At 70.5% G+C, this 19243-nt stretch carries 21 protein-coding genes; 14 read left to right on the top strand and 7 right to left on the bottom strand.

Annotated elements, in window-relative coordinates; all coding sequences use genetic code 11:
* Complete coding sequence (ypfJ, locus tag AC4D2C_RS13290; protein WP_490915359.1) at positions 1 to 912, bottom strand: KPN_02809 family neutral zinc metallopeptidase; 912 nt, start codon at positions 910 to 912, stop codon at positions 1 to 3.
* 88 nt (positions 913 to 1000) lie between these two features.
* Positions 1001 to 1867, bottom strand: a complete 867-nt coding sequence (locus tag AC4D2C_RS13285) for a pentapeptide repeat-containing protein (protein ID WP_490915358.1) — start codon at positions 1865 to 1867, stop codon at positions 1001 to 1003.
* A 227-nt stretch (positions 1868 to 2094) separates the two neighbouring features.
* Between AC4D2C_RS13285 and AC4D2C_RS13280 the strand changes: the two genes are divergently transcribed.
* Entirely contained in the window at positions 2095 to 2952 is an 858-nt protein-coding gene (locus AC4D2C_RS13280; RefSeq protein ID WP_490915357.1) for a Rieske (2Fe-2S) protein, read from the top strand.
* 23 nt (positions 2953 to 2975) lie between these two features.
* On the opposite strand, the gene AC4D2C_RS13275 is transcribed toward AC4D2C_RS13280, so the two are convergent.
* On the bottom strand, positions 2976 to 4526 hold the full coding sequence (locus AC4D2C_RS13275) for an MDR family MFS transporter (protein WP_490915356.1): 1551 nt from the start codon (positions 4524 to 4526) through the stop codon (positions 2976 to 2978).
* Positions 4527 to 4841: 315 nt separating this feature from the next.
* Between AC4D2C_RS13275 and AC4D2C_RS13270 the strand changes: the two genes are divergently transcribed.
* The 5 genes from AC4D2C_RS13270 (at position 4842) to AC4D2C_RS13250 (ending at position 8960) form a co-directional block, all read left to right on the top strand.
* The gene (locus AC4D2C_RS13270) at positions 4842 to 5618 is read left to right on the top strand and encodes a thioesterase family protein (RefSeq protein WP_490915355.1); all 777 of its coding nucleotides are present in this window, start codon (positions 4842 to 4844) and stop codon (positions 5616 to 5618) included.
* A gap of 117 nt (positions 5619 to 5735) precedes the next feature.
* Complete coding sequence (locus AC4D2C_RS13265) at positions 5736 to 6020, top strand: DUF427 domain-containing protein (protein WP_490915354.1); 285 nt, start codon at positions 5736 to 5738, stop codon at positions 6018 to 6020.
* A 123-nt stretch (positions 6021 to 6143) separates the two neighbouring features.
* Positions 6144 to 7175: an aldo/keto reductase gene (locus AC4D2C_RS13260; RefSeq protein ID WP_490906211.1), complete on the top strand. Its 1032-nt coding sequence runs from the start codon at positions 6144 to 6146 to the stop codon at positions 7173 to 7175.
* 271 nt (positions 7176 to 7446) lie between these two features.
* Positions 7447 to 8163 (top strand): alpha/beta hydrolase, encoded by a 717-nt coding sequence (locus AC4D2C_RS13255; RefSeq protein WP_490915353.1) that lies wholly within the window; start codon positions 7447 to 7449, stop codon positions 8161 to 8163.
* 56 nt (positions 8164 to 8219) lie between these two features.
* On the top strand, positions 8220 to 8960 hold the full coding sequence (locus AC4D2C_RS13250; RefSeq protein WP_490915352.1) for a lipoate--protein ligase family protein: 741 nt from the start codon (positions 8220 to 8222) through the stop codon (positions 8958 to 8960).
* A gap of 33 nt (positions 8961 to 8993) precedes the next feature.
* Here AC4D2C_RS13250 and AC4D2C_RS13245 read toward each other — a convergent pair whose 3' ends face one another.
* The 3 genes from AC4D2C_RS13245 to AC4D2C_RS13235 all read right to left on the bottom strand — a co-directional run bounded on the left by AC4D2C_RS13245 (position 8994) and on the right by AC4D2C_RS13235 (position 11068).
* On the bottom strand, positions 8994 to 9623 hold the full coding sequence (locus AC4D2C_RS13245; protein WP_490915351.1) for an MBL fold metallo-hydrolase: 630 nt from the start codon (positions 9621 to 9623) through the stop codon (positions 8994 to 8996).
* Positions 9623 to 10708 carry an S-(hydroxymethyl)mycothiol dehydrogenase gene (locus tag AC4D2C_RS13240; protein ID WP_490915350.1) on the bottom strand — a complete coding sequence of 362 codons (1086 nt, stop codon included), beginning with the start codon at positions 10706 to 10708 and terminating at the stop codon, positions 9623 to 9625. The genes AC4D2C_RS13245 and AC4D2C_RS13240 overlap by 1 nt, the downstream gene beginning before the upstream one ends.
* A gap of 102 nt (positions 10709 to 10810) precedes the next feature.
* Positions 10811 to 11068 carry a mycoredoxin gene (locus AC4D2C_RS13235; RefSeq protein WP_334209629.1) on the bottom strand — a complete coding sequence of 86 codons (258 nt, stop codon included), beginning with the start codon at positions 11066 to 11068 and terminating at the stop codon, positions 10811 to 10813.
* 127 nt (positions 11069 to 11195) lie between these two features.
* On the opposite strand from AC4D2C_RS13235, the gene AC4D2C_RS13230 reads away from it, so the two are divergent.
* From AC4D2C_RS13230 to AC4D2C_RS13210, 5 genes are all read left to right on the top strand, one after another.
* A complete protein-coding gene (locus tag AC4D2C_RS13230) occupies positions 11196 to 11498 on the top strand; it encodes a chorismate mutase (RefSeq protein WP_490915349.1) in 303 nt (100 codons plus the stop codon).
* 148 nt (positions 11499 to 11646) lie between these two features.
* Complete coding sequence (gene thrS / locus AC4D2C_RS13225) at positions 11647 to 13641, top strand: threonine--tRNA ligase (RefSeq protein WP_490915546.1); 1995 nt, start codon at positions 11647 to 11649, stop codon at positions 13639 to 13641.
* Positions 13641 to 14255 carry an HIT family protein gene (locus tag AC4D2C_RS13220; RefSeq protein ID WP_490915348.1) on the top strand — a complete coding sequence of 205 codons (615 nt, stop codon included), beginning with the start codon at positions 13641 to 13643 and terminating at the stop codon, positions 14253 to 14255. The genes thrS and AC4D2C_RS13220 overlap by 1 nt, the downstream gene beginning before the upstream one ends.
* Complete coding sequence (gene pgsA / locus AC4D2C_RS13215) at positions 14255 to 14914, top strand: phosphatidylinositol phosphate synthase (RefSeq protein WP_490915347.1); 660 nt, start codon at positions 14255 to 14257, stop codon at positions 14912 to 14914. The genes AC4D2C_RS13220 and pgsA overlap by 1 nt, the downstream gene beginning before the upstream one ends.
* A 5-nt stretch (positions 14915 to 14919) precedes the next feature.
* Positions 14920 to 15237, top strand: coding sequence for a hypothetical protein (locus tag AC4D2C_RS13210; protein ID WP_490915346.1), 318 nt, complete (start codon positions 14920 to 14922; stop codon positions 15235 to 15237).
* 106 nt (positions 15238 to 15343) lie between these two features.
* Here AC4D2C_RS13210 and aztA read toward each other — a convergent pair whose 3' ends face one another.
* Positions 15344 to 16069: a zinc ABC transporter ATP-binding protein AztA gene (gene aztA, locus AC4D2C_RS13205; RefSeq protein ID WP_490915345.1), complete on the bottom strand. Its 726-nt coding sequence runs from the start codon at positions 16067 to 16069 to the stop codon at positions 15344 to 15346.
* A gap of 53 nt (positions 16070 to 16122) precedes the next feature.
* On the opposite strand from aztA, the gene aztB reads away from it, so the two are divergent.
* From aztB to aztC, 3 genes are read left to right on the top strand one after another with little or no spacing between them, the layout of a single operon-like run.
* On the top strand, positions 16123 to 17034 hold the full coding sequence (gene aztB / locus AC4D2C_RS13200; RefSeq protein WP_490915344.1) for a zinc ABC transporter permease AztB: 912 nt from the start codon (positions 16123 to 16125) through the stop codon (positions 17032 to 17034).
* Positions 17021 to 18283, top strand: coding sequence for an ABC transporter (locus tag AC4D2C_RS13195; protein ID WP_490915343.1), 1263 nt, complete (start codon positions 17021 to 17023; stop codon positions 18281 to 18283). Before aztB ends, AC4D2C_RS13195 begins: the two co-directional genes overlap by 14 nt.
* Positions 18280 to 19221 (top strand): zinc ABC transporter substrate-binding protein AztC, encoded by a 942-nt coding sequence (aztC, locus tag AC4D2C_RS13190; RefSeq protein ID WP_490915342.1) that lies wholly within the window; start codon positions 18280 to 18282, stop codon positions 19219 to 19221. The genes AC4D2C_RS13195 and aztC overlap by 4 nt, the downstream gene beginning before the upstream one ends.
* Positions 19222 to 19243 lie beyond the last annotated feature (22 nt).

Genomic DNA, 19243 nt, shown 5'->3' with positions numbered 1-19243 from the left:
TCAGGGGGTGTCGAGGTCGCGTGCGGCGAACGTGTCGCAGGAGCCGAGATCGCCCGTCTGGAACCCCTGGGAGAACCAGGCCTGGCGCTGGGCGCTGGAGCCGTGGGTCCACCCCTCGGGGTTGACCTGGCCGGTCGCCGACTCCTGGATGCGGTCGTCGCCCACGGAGGATGCTGCCGACAGCGCGTCCGAGAGGTCGACGTCCGAGAAGGGCCGGAGGAACGGCTCACCGGACTCCGGGTCGGGCACCGAGGTGGCGTGCGCCGCCCACATGCCCGCGAGGCAGTCGGCCTGCAGCTCGACGCGCACGCCACCGGACTCGGCGCCCTGCGGGTCCTGCTGTGCGGCACCGAGCGTGCCGATCAGGTTCTGGATGTGGTGGCCGAACTCGTGCGCCACGACGTACTCCTGGGCCAGCGGACCGCTGGACGAACCGAACCGCGTGACGAGCTCGTCGAAGAACGCGGTGTCGTAGTACGTCTGCTCATCGGTGGGGCAGTAGAACGGGCCCACGGCGCTCGTCGCCGCGCCGCAGCCCGTGTCGGTCTGCCCGGTGAACAGGACGACGCCGGGCTGGGTGTAGGCGACGCCGACCTGCTCGAGGTAGGGGGTCCAGAAGCTGTCGAGGCTCTCCGCGGTGCCGAGGATGCGGCAATCGAGCTGCTCGTTGGCCTGGACGCCGGTCAGGCAGGCATTGATGGCCGGCTCCGCGCCGCTGTCCTGCTCCTGAGACACACCGGTTCCGGTGCCCTCGCTGAGCCCGAGCTGGTCCACCACCCCGGGTCCGAAGATCAGGGAGAGGATCAGGAGCAGCCCGCCGCCCACTCCGCCGCCCACGGCGGCGCCCCGGCCGCGCCCACGCCGGTCGCTGACGCGGGACGGGTCGAACCGGGCGTTGTCATTGAAACTCATGATCCAACAATAAGCCGACTTAGCGTTTCCCCGGGCGCAACCCGCCGGGGAGCGTGCCGCCCCGGCATCGCCGCCGTCGTGCGTCCTGTCAGCCGCCCCAGTGGGCAGGAGGATCGATGCGCTCCGGCAGCCTGGTCCGGCCGTCCCCCGAGGCGGCGGCGACCTGCATCGGGGTGAGGAACAGCGCGCGCGAGAGGTCGGCGCCCTGCAGCCGGGCGTCCCGGAGGTCGGCGCCCAGCAGGTCCACCCAGCGGAGGTCCGCGCCCGTCAGGTCCGCGGCGATGAGGTAGGCGCCCCGCAGGTTCGCCCCCTGCAGCACCCGTCCCGCGAGGTCGGCGCCAAGGAGGTCCGCACCCGGGACGAGGCGCCGGGGGACACCCCTGCCGCCCGCGGCAGTCCGGACCGCGACGCTGACGTCCTTCAGGGCCTCGCCGACCCGCCCGCGGAGCGCCGCGAGGTCGACGGCGGCGAGCTGCGCCGGCTCGAGCCGCGTCAGCCCGACCGTCTCCTCCGTCAGCGACGTGACGGCGGCGCCGACGGCGTGCGGGACGGCGGCCGACGCCCGGCCGAGGCGCCCGGCCTCGTCGAGATACCACAGCACCTCGTGGAGCTGCCGGACGATCGGGAAGGCCGCGAACATCGGTGCCCGTACCTCCGGGTGGGCCGTCCAGCTCCGCCCGTCGAACAGGTCCTGGGCCACGTGCTGGCCGGCGCCGAAGCAGTCGAAGACCGTGCACCCCCGGTAGCCCTCGCCGCGCAGCCGTGCATGGATGGTGCAGGAGAAGTCCGGGGCGAGATTCCGGCACGCCTGCCCGGCCGGCTTGTCGTGTGCGAAGTCCGTGGACCGCTCGAAGCCCAGCGCGGAGCAGCAGAGGGCGAAGCAGTTGCCGCAGTCCGCGGTCAGGGCGATGTCCGGGTGGCCGGAGAGGTGCAGCGGGACGGCGGGCACGGGCATTCCTCTCGCGGTCAGGGGGCGGACCTGTCGGAGGCCCGGCGGTGGCGCAGCCGGTATCCCTCGCCTGCCACCCCGGGATTCTCGCACCGATCCCCGGCAGCGCCAAGCGGAACCTCGTCGCGTCGGGGCCGGTTGTCAGGCCCGCCACCTGCTGTAACGGTGGGTTCGGGCGGCACCGCGGTCACCCTGGACCGGCGAGATGCCGTCCCGATCTGAAGGAGCAACGGATGAACCTCGTGTACGCGATGCTGGACGGACTCGAGCAGGCCAAGGCGCTGGACAGGATCGCCGACCCGATCGCCGCTGCGGTCTCGAAGGCGGTGCGGCCCCGGGCGATCCGGAACCTGCTCAGCGGGACCGCCATCGGACACCACCTCCACCCGATGCTCATCGTCATCCCGTCGGGCGCCTGGAGCATGGCCTCGTTCCTCGACCTCACCGGCGGCAAGGACTCCCGGAAGGCCGCCGACCTCCTCGTGACCGTCGGGATCCTCTCGGCCGTCCCCACGGCGATGACGGGCCTGCACGACTGGTCCGACACGCAGGAGAAGGAGCGGCGCGTCGGGATCGTGCACGCCGCCGGGAACTCCGTCGCCCTGCTGCTCTACACCGCGTCCGCCGTCGCGCGGGCCAGGGACCGGCGTGCCCTCGGCGTGCTGCTCGGCCTCGGAGGCCTCGGGTCGATGCTGTTCAGTGCGTTCCTGGGCGGGCACCTGAGCTACGCGAGCGGCGTCAACGTCAACCGCACCGCCTGGCACGAGGCGCCCACGGACTGGACGCGCGTGGCAAAGGACACCGACGTCGTCGAGGGCGGACGGCACACCGTGCGCACCGACGGCGTGCCGATCCTGCTGCTGCGGCACGAGGGGAAGCTGACCGCGATGGACAGCGTCTGCAACCACCTCGGCGGGCCCCTGGAGGAGGGCATCATCGAGGACGGCTGCATCACCTGCCCATGGCACCAGAGCATGTTCCGGCTCGACGACGGCAAGAACTACCGCGGACCCGCCGCCGTGCCGCAGCCCGTCTACGAGACCCGGGTGACGGCCGACGGCTTCATCGAGCTGCGCCAGCCGGTGTCCTGACGAGCACCCGGTGCACGGGCCTGCTAGTGCACCGGGGCGGGTGAGTCCGCGGCCACCTGCGGTGCCCGCACGAAGAACGAGGCGATGACGGCGAGCAGGAAGATCACCGCACCGTACAAGAAGGCCGAACGGATCCCGGCCGCGAGAGCGGCCTCCTGGGCCACGCCCTCTCCCAGCAGGGCGGTGCTCCGGATGGTCATCACCGAGATGAACAGGGCCGTACCGGCGGCGCCGGCCAGCTGCTGGGCGGTGCCGAAGACGGCGCTGCCGTGGGAGTACAGGGGCGGCTCGACGGAGCCGAGCGCCGATGTCAGCAGAGGGGTGAACATCAGCGCGAGGCCCACGCTGAGGAGCACGTGCGCCACGAGGACCAGCCAGACCGGCGTGGTCTCGCTCACCTGGGTCATGGACCAGAACACCGCGCTGACCAGGAAGGCACCCGGGACCAGGAGCACCCGGGGGCCCCGGCGGTCGTAGATGCGCCCGACCACGGGACCGAGCAGGCCCATCGCGAGGCCGCCGGGCAGGAGCAGGAGCCCGGAGACGAGCGGGTCCATCCCGAGCACGGTCTGCACGTAGATGGGGATCAGGATGATGGTGCCGAAGAGCGCCATCATGCTCACAGCGATCGCCACGATCGAGATGGTGAAGTTCCGCGAGGTGAACACCCGCAGGTCGAGCAGCGCGGCGTCCCGGCGCTGCAGCATGAGCTGCCGGGCGACGAAGAGGCCGAGCGCGGCGACGCCGACGACCAGCGGGAGCCAAGCGGGCACGGCGCTACCGGTCGAGGCCTCACCCAGCTGGCTGAGCCCGTAGATGATGCCGCCGAAGGCGAGCGCGGACAGGATGACGGACACGACGTCGATCGCGGATCTGCGCGGCGTCGTCACGTTCTGCATCTTGGCGGCCCCGATGCCGAGGGATGCGAGCGAGATGGGCAGGACGAGCCAGAACATCCAGCGCCAGTCCAGCACGCTGAGGATGGCGCCCGAGATGGTGGGGCCGAGCGCGGGCGCCACGGAGATGACGATCGAGATGTTGCCCATGATCTTGCCGCGCGAGGCCGGCGGCACGAGGGTCATGACCGTGGTCATGAGCAGGGGCATCATGATCGCGGTGCCGCTGGCCTGGACCACCCGTCCGACCACGAGGACTGCGAAGTCGGGTGCGAGCGCGGCGATCAGCGTGCCGAGGCTGAACAGGCCCATGGCGGCCATGAAGACCGGCCGGGTGTTGAAGCGCTGGAGCAGGAAGCCGGTCACGGGGATCACGACGGCCATGGTCAGCATGAACGCGGTGCTCAGCCACTGGCCGGCGCCCACGGTGATGCCGAGGTCCTCGACGAGCCGGGGGATCGCTACACCCATGATGGTCTCGTTCAGGATCACCACGAAGGCCGAGATGAGCAGGAGCGTGATGACGAGCTTGTCGCGGGCCGGCAGGGCACCCTGGACGCCGGCGGGCCGCGGGGATGCAGGGGTGACGGCGCCGGGCTTCGCTGCCGTGCCAGGCAGCGCGACGGGGTCGGGAATGGGGAGCGCGTCGGAGACGCGGGACGGGGGACTCTGGGCCATGGGTGATCCGCTCGGTTCGATCTTCTGCTGCTCCACGGGAGGGAGCTCTTCTGGGTGCCGGGTCAGTGGACGCCCGGCTGGGCCACGGGGGACGGTGGTCCGGTCAATCAACTGAACCCCGGCCGTCGGAAGTCTATTCCGGCGGCTCGCCCAGCGCCCCCGCTGCACCCCCGCTGCACCGCCGCTGCAGGGCTGTCGGCGGTCGCCGCTCCGTTAGCATGGGCGGGTGTCCGGCCCGGATCCTGCCGGCCCGGTACCTGGTGCACCGGCAGTCCCTCCGGCGCTGCCCCGCTTCCCCCGACGAAGGAGTTCTCCGTGCCTGATTCTTTCTACCGCGATCTCGGCGGCGGGAGATTCGACTCGACGATCCACGCGCAGGGCGCCTGGAACCCGGAGGAGCAGCACATGGCTCCCATCTCCGGTCTTCTCACGCAGTGCCTGCTGGAGTGCGCGCCGCGCGAGGGCATGCAGCTCAGCCGCCTCAGCTTCGACATCTTCGGCATGATCCCCGGCGGCGAGTTCGGGGTGACCACCGCCGTCGTCCGCCCGGGACGCACGATCGAGCTGCTCGAAGCCCGTATGGAGTCCGGCGGGCGGACCGCGATCGTCGCGAAGGCGTGGCGGCTCGGCGCCCAGGACACCGCGGAGGTGGCCGCGGTCGAGGACCCCCGCATCCCGGGACCGGAGGAGGCCGGACCCCACGAGGGCATGACGGCGTGGCCGGGTGGTTTCATCCGGTCCCTCGAGGTACGCGTGGTCCCCGGGCACCGCCCGGGCCGCGGCCAGGTGTGGCTGAGGAATCCCCACGCGATGGTCGACGGACAGGTTACCCCCGACGTCGTGCGGCTCGTCGGGATGATGGACGCCGCCAACGGCATCGCGACCCGCGTGCCGCCCGGCGGCGACAGCTGGATGTACCCCAACGTCGATCTGCAGATCCACCTCCACCGCATGCCGCGCGGCGAGTGGCTCGGCCTCGACACCCGGGTGACGTTCGGGGAGCACGGGGTGGGTCTGACCTCGAGCGTGGTGCACGACCTCGAGGGGCCCTTCGGCCGTGTCGAGCAGATCCTGACCGTCCGGAAGCTCTGACCCCTGCGCCACGCCGGAATGCGCCGCGGTGTCCGATCGTTGCACCCCGTGTGACCGCCGTCGCACGCGGAAACGGTCACCGCACCCACGCGCCGTGGGGACCGAGGAAGAGGAAGCATGCCCAAAGCAGTGTGGAACGACAGGGTCATCGCGGAGTCGGCGGACACCGTTCAGGTCGAGGGGAACCACTATTTCCCGCCGGAGTCGATCGCGCAGGAGTACTTAGTCCCCTCGGACAAGCAGACCGTCTGCCACTGGAAGGGGACGGCCGCCTACTTCAGCCTGGAGGTCGACGGCGAGCGCAACGCGGACGCCGCCTGGACCTACCCGGAGCCGAAAGAAGCCGCGGAGAACATCCGCGGTCACTACGCTTTCTGGAAGGGCGTCACGGTCAGCGACTGATCACTGAGACCTGGGAAGGGGCGCCGTCCCGCAGACGGCGCCCCTTCCCGTGGCCCCGGTACGAGCACCAGCCCAGCCCTACCCGACGACGGCGCCCCCGGGCGCACAGACGAAGGAGTACCCATGGAGTACCGCAAACTCGGCAACAGCGGCACCTCGGTGTCCCACCTGGCCCTCGGCACGATGACCTTCGGCGCGGAGTCGGACGAGGCGGCGTCGCATGCGATCCTCTCCGACTACGCCGCGGCGGGCGGCAACCTGATCGACACCGCGGACGTCTACACCGCGGGCACGTCCGAGGAGATCATCGGCCGGTGGCTCGCCAGGAACCCGGCCGAGCGGGACCGCATGGTCCTGGCATCCAAGGGCAGGTTCCCGATGGGCGACGACGTCAACGACCTCGGCCTGTCGCGCCGCCACCTCCGCCGAGCGCTCGACGCGTCCCTCACGCGCCTGGGCGTCGACCACATCGACCTGTACCAGGTGCACTCGTGGGATCCGCTGACGCCCCTCGAGGAGACCCTCGGCTTCCTCGACGAGGCCGTGGTGCAGGGCAGGATCGGCTACTACGGTTTCTCGAACTACACGGGCTGGCAGCTCACGAAGGCCGTGATGATCGCCCGCCAGCGCGGCTACTCCCTGCCGGTCACCCTCCAGCCGCAGTATTCGCTGCTCGTCCGCGAGATCGAGGCGGAGATCGTCCCTGCCGTGCTCGACGCCGGGATGGGCATGCTCCCGTGGTCCCCGCTGGGCGGCGGCTGGCTCACCGGCAAGTACACCCGGGACACCGAGCCGACCGGCGCCACCCGGCTCGGCGAGAACCCGCAGCGCGGCATGGAGGCGTGGGAGAAGCGCAATGCGCAGGAGCGGACCTGGCGGATCATCGACACGGTGACCGGGATCGCGGGCGAGCGCGGCGTCAACGCCTCGCACGTGGCCCTGGCCTGGGTGGCCGCGCAGCCCGCCGTGACGTCCGTGATCCTGGGTGCCCGCACACAGGACCAGCTTGCCGACAACCTCGCGTCCGCCGATCTGCAGCTGACGGCCGAGGAACTGGCCCGCCTCGGCGAGGTCAGCGCACCGACCTTCAGCGACTACCCCTACGGCACGCCGGGCATCGAGCAGCGCAGCCGCAGGATCGAGGGCGGCCGGTAGGCGGGAGTCGCGCGGGGACCGGCCGGCGCGGGGCCGGCCGGTGCCGACCCCTCGACGGCTCGTCCCGGCCCGTTCGGCGTGCCCGGTACGCGTCCGCGGTCGGGCCCGCGCCGCCTCCCGTGCCCGGCCTGCCGCTAACCGACTCGGCGCACCATGGCAACCGGGATCGCGTGCCCCGGGCGAACCTAGACTCCCTGTGAGGCCAGGAGGGGCCGCGGGTCCGCCGGGCGCGCCGCTCCTTCCGGCGGAGACGGCATGCGGAGGAGGACCGATGGAGAGCACACGACCGGGGGACGCGGCGGAGGATCCGGCCGTCCTCACGGCACGTCCCGGCGCCTCAGGTGCCGGGCCCGCCGTCGCGGCCGGTGTGCACGCGCTCGGCGTGGCCGGGTCGCGGGACCCGATCGTCTTCGTCCCCGAGGGCCTGCCGACCGACGAACCCGCGCCCCTCCTCGTGGCGCTGCACGGTGCCGGCGGGGATGCGCAGGGCGGGCTGTCCGTGCTGCGCGCTGCGGCCGAGGCGCTGGGGATCGTCATCCTCGCGCCTGCATCCCGAGCCGGGACCTGGGACGCGGTCCGTGGCGGATTCGGGCCGGACACCGTCGTCATCGACAGGGCCCTCCAGGAGGTCTTCTCCTTCGTCCCGGTGAACCCGCGGCGCATCGGCGTCACGGGTTTCTCCGACGGGGCGTCCTACGCGCTGGGGCTCGGCCTCGCCAACGGGGACCTTTTCCGCAAGGTGGTCGCCTTCTCGCCGGGCTTCGTCCCTCCGGGGCCGCAGAACGGCCGGCCGGCCGTGTTCATCGCACACGGCACGCAGGACGCCGTGCTGCCGATCGACGCGACGAGCAGGCGCGTGGTCCCCGCCCTCAGGCGACGCGGGTACGACGTCGTCTACCGGGAGTTCGACGGACCGCACACCGTGCCGCCGGCCATCGCCCTCGAGGCGGGGCTCTGGCTCGACTGGACGGCGATGCCGACGCCCTGACCACCGACTGCCCGGGTACCTGCGCCGTGGCCACCTGCACTGCCTACGATGGAGGGATGAGCACTCCCTGGAAGGGCGCACCCGAGCTGGCGCTGGTCGTCGACCCCGTATCGGCTGACGCGGCCGGAGAGCTCGACCGGGGAGTGGGGCTGCTGCACGAGGTCGCCGCCGGCACCCGTCCGGCGACACTGCGCCTCTACCGTCCGAGCCCAACCGTCGCGTTCGGGCAGCGTGATGCACGGCTCCCGGGCTTCCCTGCCGCGACCCGATCGGCGGCATCGCACGGGTTCGCACCGCTCGTCCGCAGGGCCGGGGGGCGGGCCGCCGCGTACCACGGGGGATGCCTGATCGTCGACCACCTCGAGCCCGCCGTCGACGCCGTCGCCGGGACGCGGGCACGCTTCGCGGCGTTCGGCGACTTCTTCGCGGAGGTACTCTCCGGCGTCGGCCTCGAGGCCGGCGTGGGCGAGGTGCCGGGGGAGTACTGCCCGGGAGAGTTCAGCGTGCACGGACGGCGCGACGGCATGCCCGCCGTCAAGCTCGTCGGCACCGCCCAGCGCGTGGTTGCAGGGGCCTGGCTGTTCTCGTCCGTCGTCGTCGTCGAGGACGCGGGACCCCTGCGGGAGGTGCTCACCGACGTCTACGCGGACCTCGGCCTCGCGTGGCGGCCCGTCACGGCCGGCGCAGCGGAGGACCTCGCACCGGGCGTGACGGTCGACGACGTCGAGGCCGCACTGCTCGCGGCCTACGCCGCCGTCGTGCGCCTCGAGGAACAGGAACCGACGCGCCCTGCCTGACGGCGACGCCGGACTGCCCGGCAGCCCGGCCCGTCAGTGCCCGCGCCGGATCCACTCCTCGAGGTGCGGGGCCTCGTCGGCGATCGTCGTGCTGTCCCCGTGGCCGGTCCGGGCGATGGTCTCCGGCGGCAGGGTGAGCAGGCGGGTCCGGATGGACTCGATGATGGTCGGGAAGTCGCTGTAGGACCGGCCCGTCGCCCCGGGTCCGCCCTGGAAGAGCGTGTCCCCCGTGAAGACGGTGCCGGCCTCCTCGAGGTAATAGCACACCGAGCCGGGCGAGTGCCCGGGCGTGTGCAGCGCGGTCAGGGTCACGCCGGCGACGTCGATGGTGTCGCCGTCGCTGATCGACTGGTCCGGGCTGAGCGCGGGGAACACCATGTCCCAGAGTTCCCGGTCGCCGTCGTGCAGGTAGATCGGCGCGTGGACGGCGTCGAAGAGGTCGGCGACGGCCCGGATGTGGTCGTCGTGCGCGTGGGTCAGGAGGATCGCCCGCACGGTGCGTCCGTTGACCTGCTCCACGATGGCTGCCGCGTCGTGCGGGGCGTCGATCACCACGCACTCGTCGTCGTCGCCCACGATCCACACGTTGTTGTCGACGTCCCAGGTGCCGCCGTCGAGTGAGAAGGTGCCCGAGGTGACGAGGTGTTCAACGCGCGCGGCCATCAGAGCTCCACCACCGAGCGGAGGACGGCGCCGCCGTGCATCTTCTCGAAGGCTTCCTCGACCTGGTCGAGGTGGATGCGCTCGGTCACGAAGGCGTCGAGGTCGAGGTTGCCCTGCAGGTAGTGGCTGACGAGCATGGGGAAGTCGCGGCTGGGCAGGCAGTCGCCGTACCAGGAGGACTTCAGCGAGCCGCCGCGCCCGAAGACGTCGAGCAGCGGAAGCTCGATGGTCATGTCCGGGGTGGGGACGCCCACGAGCACCACGGTGCCCGCGAGGTCGCGCGCGTAGAACGCCTGCCGGTAGGTCTCCGGGCGGCCGACGGCGTCGATCACGACGTCGGCACCGTTGCCGCCGGTCAGGGCGCGGATGGCCTCCACCGGGTCCTCGTTCTTCGAGTTGATGACGTGGGTGGCGCCGAGGCCCTGCGCGAGCTCGAGCTTCCGGTCGTCGATGTCGACGGCGATGATGGTGGTGGCTCCGGCGAGCCTCGAGCCTGCGACGGCGGCGATGCCGACCCCGCCGCATCCGATCACCGCGACGGAGTCTCCGCGGGAGACGTTGCCCGTGTTGATGGCCGCTCCGATGCCGGCCATGACGCCGCACCCGAGGAGGCCCACGGCTGCGGCGTCCGCCGCCGGATCCACCCTGGTGCACTGCCCGGCCGCCACGAGGGTCTTCTCCGCGAAGGCGCCGATGCCGAGTGCGGCGGACAGGACGGTGCCGTCCTCGAGGGTCATCTTCTGCGTGGCGTTGTGCGTGTTGAAGCAGTACTGGGGCTCGCCGCGGCGGCAGGCGCGGCACTCGCCGCAGACGGCGCGCCAGTTGAGGATCACCCGGTCGCCCGGGGCGACTGTGGTCACGTCATCGCCCACGGCACTGACCACACCCGTTGCCTCGTGCCCCAGCAGGAACGGGAACTCGTCGTTGATGCCGCCCTGCTTGTAGTGCAGGTCCGTGTGACAGACGCCGCAGGTCAGGATGTCGACGAGCGCCTCGCCCGGCCCCGGATCGGGTACCAGGATGGTCTCGATGGAGGCAGGGGCATCCTTCGCCCGCACCACGACGCCTTGGACTCTGTGCACCATGTTCTCGCTGTCCTTCCGCTGGGAGCGGCGCACCGACCGACGGGCGCCGCTTCCAGCATATGGGGGACGGCCCGAGCGCGGGGACGGCGTTCGGGGAGGACTCTAGGCGGCGAGCCTGGTCCTGACGTCCGCCAGGGAGGGGTTCGTCGCGGTGGTCCCGTCCGGGAAGATCACGGTGGGCACCGTCTGGTTGCCGCCGTTCAGCGACTCCACGAGCTCCGCGGTCCCCTCGACCTCCTCGATGTTGACCTCGGTGTAGCCGATGCCCTGCGCGTCCAGCTGCGACTTCAGTCGACGGCAGTATCCGCACCACGAGGTGGAGAACATGGTGATGGATCCGGCTTCTGGCGTGTAGTCCACGGTGCTCCTCAGGTCCGGGGGACGGGTTCGCCGTCCCCTGTGTCGATACGCGGGCCGCTCCTTGCGCCCGTACATCCGTCAACGCGGATCGCCGTCGCGCCATTCCGTGCACCGGTAGGCTCACGCCATGGCTGAAGCAGACGAAGAACAGAACGCGAAGCAGCTGGCGGCGGTCCGGGCGGCCATCGACGAGGTGGACGAGCAGATCGTCGCCCTCATCTCCCGCCGGGAACGGCTCGTCCGCCGGGCGGGCACGCTCAAGCACGACGACGCCTCGGTCCGCGCCCCGGCACGCGTGGAGCGCGTCATCGCCAACGTGCGCGAGTACGCGTCGAGGCAGGGCGTGGATCCCGCCGTTGTGGAGCAGACGTACCGTGCCATGATCTCGGCGTTCATCGAGTTCGAACTGAGGGTACGACGGGAGCCGTGAGCCCTGGCCGCGGCGAGCTTGTTGGTCGGCCCTCCGCCCACCCGATACGATCAGGACGGCGGTCCCAGCCCTCATCGGGTGCCGTCGCGCCCGTTCGGGCACCTATTCCCGATCCCCAAGGAGACTGCCCGTGTCAGCGCCCCAGCCCATGAAGCTCATCGTCGACGGCGAAGAGAAGCAGGCGACGACGGGCACCACCGGCACGGAGCTCTTCGCCGAGCGACGCGACGTCGTCGTCATGCGCGTGGACGGCGCCCTCAAGGACCTCGACCAGGAGCTGCCCGACGGCGCGTCCGTCGAGGGAGTCACGCTCGAGGACCCCGCGGGCCTCGAGGTGCTGCGCCACTCGGCCGCTCACGTCATGGCCCAGGCCGTGCAGCAGCTGCGCCCCGACGCCAAGCTCGGTATCGGCCCCTACATCACCGACGGCTTCTACTTCGACTTCGACGTCGAGGAGCCCTTCACGCCGGACGAGCTGAAGCAGCTCGAGAAGATGATGCTGAAGATCGTCAATGCGAACCAGCGCTTCGTGCGCCGCGTCGTCTCCGAGGACGAGGCCCGCGAGGCCATGAGCGACGAGCCCTACAAGCTGGAGCTGATCGGCCTCAAGGGGGGCGCTACCGAGGAGGACGGCGCCTCCGTGGAGGTCGGCGCCGGCGACCTGACCATCTACGACAACGTGGACCGCAAGTCCGGGGACGTCGTCTGGAAGGATCTCTGCCGCGGCCCTCACCTCCCCAACACCAAGCTCATCTCCAACGCCTACGCACTGACGCGATCGGCGGCCGCCTACTGGCGCGGCAACGAGAAGAACAAGCAGCTGCAGCGCATCTACGGCACCGCGTGGCCCACGAAGGACGCCCTGAAGGCCTACCAGGAGCGCCTGGCCGAGGCCGAGCGCCGGGACCACCGCCGCCTCGGCACGGAGCTGGACCTCTTCTCGTTCCCGGACGAGCTCGGCTCGGGCCTGCCGGTGTTCCACCCCAAGGGCGGCATCATCCGCAAGGCGATGGAGGACTACTCCCGCCAGCGTCACACCGACGCCGGATACGAGTTCGTCTACACGCCGCACATCACCAAGGGTCACCTCTACGAGGTCTCGGGCCACCTCGACTGGTACCGCGACGGCATGTTCCCCGCGATGCACGTGGACGAGGAGCTGAACGAGGACGGCACGGTGCGCAAGCCCGGGCAGGACTACTACCTCAAGCCCATGAACTGCCCCATGCACAACCTGATCTTCCGGTCGCGCGGCCGCTCCTACCGCGAGCTGCCGCTGCGCCTGTTCGAATTCGGGTCGGTGTACCGGTACGAGAAGTCCGGGGTGATCCACGGACTGACCCGCGTGCGGGGGATGACCCAGGACGATGCCCACATCTACTGCACGCGCGAGCAGATGAAGGACGAGCTCACGGGCACGCTGAACTTCGTGCTCGGACTTCTCAAGGACTACGGCCTCGAGGACTTCTACCTGGAGCTCTCCACGCGCAACCCGGAGAAGTCGGTCGGTTCCGACGAGATCTGGGACGAGGCCACGCGCACGCTCGCCGAGGTCGCCGAGGCCTCCGGGCTCGAGCTCGTGCCCGACCCCGGGGGAGCGGCGTTCTACGGACCGAAGATCTCCGTGCAGGCGCGCGATGCGATCGGGCGCACCTGGCAGATGTCGACGATCCAGCTCGACTTCAACCTGCCCGAGCGCTTCGAGCTCGAGTACCAGGCCGCCGACGGCTCGCGCCAGCGACCGGTGATGATCCACCGCGCGCTGTTCGGGTCGATCGAGCGCTTCATGGGCGTGCTCACCGAGCACTACGCCGGAGCGTTCCCGGCCTGGCTGGCACCCGTGCAGGTGCTCGCCGTCCCCGTCGCCGAGGCCTTCAACGACTACCTGTTCGACGTCGTCGACAAGCTGAAGGCCGAGGGCATCCGGGCGCAGGTGGACGCCGGATCCGACCGCTTCCCCAAGAAGATCCGCACGGCGAGCAAGGAGAAGATCCCCTTCGTCCTCATCGCGGGCGGCGAGGACCAGGAAGCCGGCGCCGTCTCCTTCCGGTTCCGTGACGGCAGCCAGGACAACCAGGTGCCCGTGGACGAGGCCGTCCGCCGCATCGTGGAGGCGGTCCGCAGCAGGGAGGCAACACGCTGATGGCCGGGGGGAGTCGGGACGGGAGCCCTGCCACAGGGTACCCGGGGGACGCCGAGGTCACGGACCGGTTCGAGCTCGCGGGCGTGCCCGACGCCTTCCAGCGCCTGTGGACCCCGCACCGCCTCGCCTACATCAAGGGCGGCCAGGAGCAGGTCACCTCCGAGCAGACCTGCCCGTTCTGCCGCGCACCGCAGCTGAGCGACGAGGAGTCGCTGATCGTGCACCGCGGCACCTACGCCTTCGTGCTCCTCAACCTCTTCCCGTACAACGCCGGCCACCTCCTCGTCTGCCCCTACCGGCACGTCCCCGACTACACGGACATCGACGAGGCGGAGACCGCCGAGATCGCTGCCCTCACGCAGACCGCGATGCGCGTGCTCCGCGGCGTGTCCAACCCGTCCGGCTTCAACCTCGGCATGAACCAGGGCGTCACGGGCGGCGCGGGGATCGCGGCGCACCTCCACCAGCACGTGGTGCCGCGCTGGGGCGGGGACGGCAACTTCCTGCCGATCATCGCGCAGACCAAGGCCATCACGCAGACGCTCGGCGAGGTCCGCGAGCAGGTCGCGTCCGCGTGGCCCTCGGCCGACGGCACCCCGGGACCGGTCACCTGATGCTGAACCGCTACGCGCGCGGCTTCTTCACCCGGCTCTTCACCCCGCTGGCCCGCACCCTGCTCCGCTGGGGAGTGACGCCGGACGCCGTGACCATCATGGGCACCATCGGCGTGGCCGGCGGCGCGCTGGTCTTCTACCCGCTCGGACAACTGTTCTGGGGCACGGTCTTCATCACGCTCTTCGTGTTCTCCGACGTGATCGACGGGATCATGGCGCGCCTGAAGGGCCACGGCGGTCCGTGGGGGAGCTTCCTCGACTCGACCCTCGACCGCATCGCGGACGGCGCGCTGTTCGCCGGCGTCGCCGTCTGGTTCTTCACCGGCGGGCAGAACGCAGCGATCGGCGTGGCGGCCCTCGCCTGCCTCGTTCTCGGCATGCTCGTCTCCTATGCGCGGGCCAAGGCGGAATCGCTCGGCTTCACGGCGAACGTGGGGGTGGCCGAGCGCGCCGAGCGGCTCGTCTCCGTCCTCGTCGTCACGGGACTGACGGGACTGGGCCTGCCCGACGGCGTGCTGCTGACGGTCCTCGTCATCCTCGCGGTGGCCAGCCTCGTCACGGTCCTCCAGAGGATCGGGGCCGTCCGGCGCCAGTCCCTGGACGCCTCGCCGACGCCGTCGGATCCCTCCGAAACGTCGCGGGACGCCCCCGGCGAGTAGGGGCTGTGGGCCTCGGTGCGCAGCGCCTTCCGGTAGCCAAGCGCCTGGGCAAGGAGGGGTTGCCCGACTGGGTGATCGGGGACACCTGGGAGGTCAGCGACGTCGACGGCAACCACTCCACCGTAATCGAGGGACCGCTGGCTGGGACCACCCTCCGGGAGCTGGTGAGCCGTGACCCTGAAGGCTTGATGGGTCCGGGCTGGGCGGGTGACTTCTTCCCAGTGCTGACCGAGTTCATCGACGCTTCCGGAGCCCTACCAGTCCACCTGCACGCTCTGCTGCACGGGCCGCACTTCGCCCTCGAGCGCTGGCACGCCGGCTGATCTGCTCCTCGGTTACCTTCCTGACCTGACCCGCGATGTGATCGCCCCGCTCAGTGCCGCCGGCTACTCGCAGTCGCTCATCGCGGCCCTGGGTGAAGGTTTGGAGTCAATCTGACACGCCTGCCTGTCGATGGAGGTCGGTCTCCACAGGTGCGGTCCGCCCGGCGTCGAGCCGGATGACGTGGTCGGCTGCTGCGAGCGCGACGTCGTCGTGACTCACACAGATGACGGTGGCTCCGCGGGCCCGCTCCGCGCGCAGGACGTCGGCGACGACGGCGCGGGTGACGGCATCGAGGCCGGTCGTGGGTTCGTCGAGCAGCACGAGGTCGGCGCGCCGCGCCAACCCCTGAGCCAGCAGGGCACGTTGCCGCTGACCGCCCGAAAGGGCGCTCAACGAGCGGTCCTGATGGTCCCGCAGATCGACGAGGTCGATGCACTCGCCGATGATCCGCCGGTCGTCGGCGCGCAGGCGGCGCATCAGGCCCGCGTCGGCCCACCGACCCATCGTCACGACGTCGCGCACCGTCAGCGGCATGCGGTCGGAGACCTCGCTGCGCTGTGCCACGAGGGCGCGGCGCCTGTGCAGCGGTAGGGACACCGTGCCATGACGGGGCACGAGCAGGCCGGCGAGAACCCCCAGCAACGTCGATTTTCCCGAGCCGTTGGGGCCTGCGATCACCGTGACGGAACCCGGCTGGATCGACAGGGAGACACCGCGTAGGGCATCGACGCCGTCGTGGTCGAACCACACGTCTGTCAACTCGAGCAGCCCTGCGTCGGCTGGAGCCGGTCGGTCGGCGGGCCGGGAGGACGAGTTTCGAAGGACGGACATGGATCGAAACTAGCACGTTGAGAATGATTCCCATTTAAGTCTAGAGTTGCGGCGTGCCCTTCCTCCTCGAACCATTCACCAGCGACTTCATGCTGCGAGCACTCCTCGGAGGCTCGCTCTGTGCGGTGATCTGCGCCGTCGTCGGCACGTGGGTCGTGATCCGGGGGATGGCCTTCCTGGGCGAGGCAATGGCGCACGGGATGCTGCCCGGCGTCGCCCTCGCCACCCTCGCCGGGGTCCCGGTGATCCTCGGGGCGGCGGCCAGTGCCCTCGTCATGAGTCTCGGCGTGAGCCTTCTGGCCCGGCGGGGACGCCTGTCCCACGACACGAGCATCGGCCTGTTCTTCGTCGGCATGCTCGCCGCGGGGGTCATCATCATCTCCCACTCCAAGAGCTTCGCGACCGACGCGACGGCGATCCTGTTCGGCGACGTGCTGGCGATCGGGACGGACGAGATCCGGGTGCTTGCCGGTGCCCTGCTCGTCACCGTGATCGTCGCGGTGGCCTTCCACCGCGCTTTCGTGGCCCTCGCCTTCGACGGCAGGATCGCCCAGGTCATGGGGTTGCGTCCACGGCTCGCCCAGGTGCTCCTCGTCGGACTCGTCACGCTCGCCGTCGTCGCGTCCTACCAGGCCGTCGGTGCTCTCCTCGTCATCGGACTGCTCCTCGGCCCGGCCGTTGCCGCCGCTCCGTGGACCACGCGTGTTCCGGGCACCATGGTCCTCGCGGCACTGATCGGTGCAGTATCCGTCCTCCTCGGACTCCTCGCCTCCTGGTACTACGGCACGGCCGCGGGCGCCTCGATCGCCCTCGCGGCCATCGGGTGCGCCTTCCTCTCGGGCATCCTCCGAGGCCTGACCCGCCACCGCCCCCGCAGTTCCACCAGCCCCACCAACTCTGGTGAGCGTTCCGCCGGTTCGACGCCGGCACCTCCTTCACAGAAAGTCCTCCGTGCGCACGCCTAATCTCCTGCTTGTCCCTCTTCCCTTGCTCGCCCTCACTCTGGCGGCCTGCTCCTCGCCCGGATCCTCCAGTGGCAGCGTCACGGATCCTCCGGTCAGCACCACCACCGCTGCGCCGATCGGGGACGGTCACGGGACGCTCGAGGACTCCACGGAAGTCGCGGAGCCCCAGCTCCACCTGATGACCCTGGACCCGCAGGGCCGGATCGATCTGCTCGACCTGGCGAAGGAGACGACCACCACTGCCGGCGAGGTCCAGGACGTCAGCAGCACCTCCACGGACGGACGCTACCTCTTCGCATCGTCCGCCACGAGCGGAGCCATGACGGTCATCGACAGCGGCATGTGGACATGGGACCACGAGGACCACTTCCACTACTACCGCGGCGAATCCAGAACCGTCGGCACGGTGGAAGGACTGGGTGAAGCCGTCGTCACGTCCGGCTCCTCCGCCACCGGCGTCTACTTCCCCGACAGCGGTGAGGCCACCGTGCTCGACAACGACGCACTCGCGAAGGGGGAGCTCGGCGTCCGTACCGAATTCTCCGCGGAGCCGCACCCCGGAATCCTCGTCCCGCTCTCGGACGTCACACTCCTGACCCGACCCGGCGCCGGGGGGACGGCAGCCTCCGTCCAGGCATACGACGCCGACGGCGAACCGATCGAGGGCGCGACCGCCGACTGCATCGACGCCCGGGGCACCATCACCACGTCGGTCGGCACCGTGATCGGGTGCCACGACGGCGCCCTCCTCGCCACCCTCGACGGCGAGGACGTCACGTACGAACGGATCCCCTACCCGGCCGGCACCGATACGGCGAGGGCGACGGAGTTCCGGGCCCGCGAAGGACGGCCGACCGTCGCCGCGGTCGCAGGCGACCAGGGCGTCTGGCTGCTCGACACCCGGGAGCGTTCCTGGCAGCTCGTCCGGACCGACGTGCCACTCCTGCAGGTCTCCGCCGTGGACGACAGGGAAGGGCACGTCGTCGCCCTCGCCAATGACGGGCGGGTGCTCGTCCTGTCCGCCGACACCGGCGAGACACTCGCCGTGACGGAGCCCCTGCTGACCGAGACCCTGAAGGACCCTGCGCTCCTTTCCGGGGTCGAGCTGGTCGCCGACCAGCACCGCGCGTACCTCAACGCTCCCGCCGAGCAGCAGCTGTTCGAGATCGACTTCGCCGACAACGCCCGGATCGCCCGCACGTTCGACACGGACACCGTCCCCGCGCATCTGGCAGAGGTCGGTCGATGAACAGGACACAATGGCAGATGGCCCTGGTGCTGGCTGCGACGACGCTCATCAGCGCCTCGGGTTGCGCCGCGGCCGGAAGCGATCGACCGGTCATCGTGGTGACCACCAACATCCTCGGCGACGTCGTGCAGAACGTCGTCGGGGACGAGGCCGAGGTCCGCGTCCTCATGCAACCCAACGCCGATCCGCACTCCTTCGAGATCTCCGCGCAGGACGGCGCCATGATGCGGCAAGCCGACCTGATCGTCACCAACGGTCTCGGTCTCGAGGAGGGCCTGCAGCAGCACATCGACAGCGCCCGGTCCGACGATGTCCCCCTTCTCGTCGCCGGCGAGGTCATCGAACCCCTCGCCTACACCGACGGTGAATACGGAGGTGAATCCGGTGGTGAATCGGAGGGTACACCGGACCCGCACTTCTGGACCGATCCGGCACTCATGGTCGACGTCGTCGACGAACTGGAGCAGCGGGTTCTCGGCATCGATGGCATCGATGCCGAAGCCATCGAAGCCTCCGTCGCGACCTACCAGTCGGAGCTCACAGAGCTCGATGGCGCCATGACCGAAGCCTTCGCGACGATCCCCGCGGACCGGCGGAACCTGGTGACCAACCATCACGTCTTCGGCTACCTCGCCGAACGCTACGACTTCCGGGTCATCGGTGCTGTGATCCCCGGCGGCACCACACTCGCCTCGCCCAGTGCTTCCGACCTGCGCGACCTCGTCGCGGCCATCGAGGAGGCGAGGGTGAGCACCATCTTCGCCGAGTCCTCCCAGCCGGACCGGCTCGTCCAGGTCCTCGCGGACGGCGCGGACATCGAGGTCGACGTCGTCGAGCTCTTCACCGAGTCGCTCACCAACCCCGGCGAAGGTGCTGACACGTACCTCGCCATGATGCGCATCAACACCGAGCGCATCTCCACCGGGCTCTCACCCTGAGATCCGACACCACAGGAAGAAA

Source organism: Arthrobacter sp. TJ-240 (assembly GCF_058269195.1).
This window is presented reverse-complemented; position numbering and strand designations above follow the sequence as displayed.

Bases quoted from the DNA above. Each gene is read 5' to 3' on its own strand.
- thrS (WP_490915546.1), top strand. From the start codon at position 11,647: ATGAAGCTCATCGTCGACGGCGAAGAGAAGCAGGCGACGACGGGCACC.
- AC4D2C_RS13280 (WP_490915357.1), top strand. From the start codon at position 2,095: ATGAACCTCGTGTACGCGATGCTGGACGGACTCGAGCAGGCCAAGGCG.
- AC4D2C_RS13240 (WP_490915350.1), bottom strand. From the start codon at position 10,708: ATGGTGCACAGAGTCCAAGGCGTCGTGGTGCGGGCGAAGGATGCCCCT.
- ypfJ (WP_490915359.1), bottom strand. From the start codon at position 912: ATGAGTTTCAATGACAACGCCCGGTTCGACCCGTCCCGCGTCAGCGAC.
- AC4D2C_RS13245 (WP_490915351.1), bottom strand. From the start codon at position 9,623: ATGGCCGCGCGCGTTGAACACCTCGTCACCTCGGGCACCTTCTCACTC.
- pgsA (WP_490915347.1), top strand. From the start codon at position 14,255: ATGCTGAACCGCTACGCGCGCGGCTTCTTCACCCGGCTCTTCACCCCG.
- AC4D2C_RS13250 (WP_490915352.1), top strand. From the start codon at position 8,220: ATGAGCACTCCCTGGAAGGGCGCACCCGAGCTGGCGCTGGTCGTCGAC.
- AC4D2C_RS13285 (WP_490915358.1), bottom strand. From the start codon at position 1,867: ATGCCCGTGCCCGCCGTCCCGCTGCACCTCTCCGGCCACCCGGACATC.
- aztC (WP_490915342.1), top strand. From the start codon at position 18,280: ATGAACAGGACACAATGGCAGATGGCCCTGGTGCTGGCTGCGACGACG.
- aztA (WP_490915345.1), bottom strand. From the start codon at position 16,069: ATGTCCGTCCTTCGAAACTCGTCCTCCCGGCCCGCCGACCGACCGGCT.
- AC4D2C_RS13255 (WP_490915353.1), top strand. From the start codon at position 7,447: ATGGAGAGCACACGACCGGGGGACGCGGCGGAGGATCCGGCCGTCCTC.
- AC4D2C_RS13260 (WP_490906211.1), top strand. From the start codon at position 6,144: ATGGAGTACCGCAAACTCGGCAACAGCGGCACCTCGGTGTCCCACCTG.
- AC4D2C_RS13220 (WP_490915348.1), top strand. From the start codon at position 13,641: ATGGCCGGGGGGAGTCGGGACGGGAGCCCTGCCACAGGGTACCCGGGG.
- AC4D2C_RS13275 (WP_490915356.1), bottom strand. From the start codon at position 4,526: ATGGCCCAGAGTCCCCCGTCCCGCGTCTCCGACGCGCTCCCCATTCCC.
- AC4D2C_RS13265 (WP_490915354.1), top strand. From the start codon at position 5,736: ATGCCCAAAGCAGTGTGGAACGACAGGGTCATCGCGGAGTCGGCGGAC.
- AC4D2C_RS13230 (WP_490915349.1), top strand. From the start codon at position 11,196: ATGGCTGAAGCAGACGAAGAACAGAACGCGAAGCAGCTGGCGGCGGTC.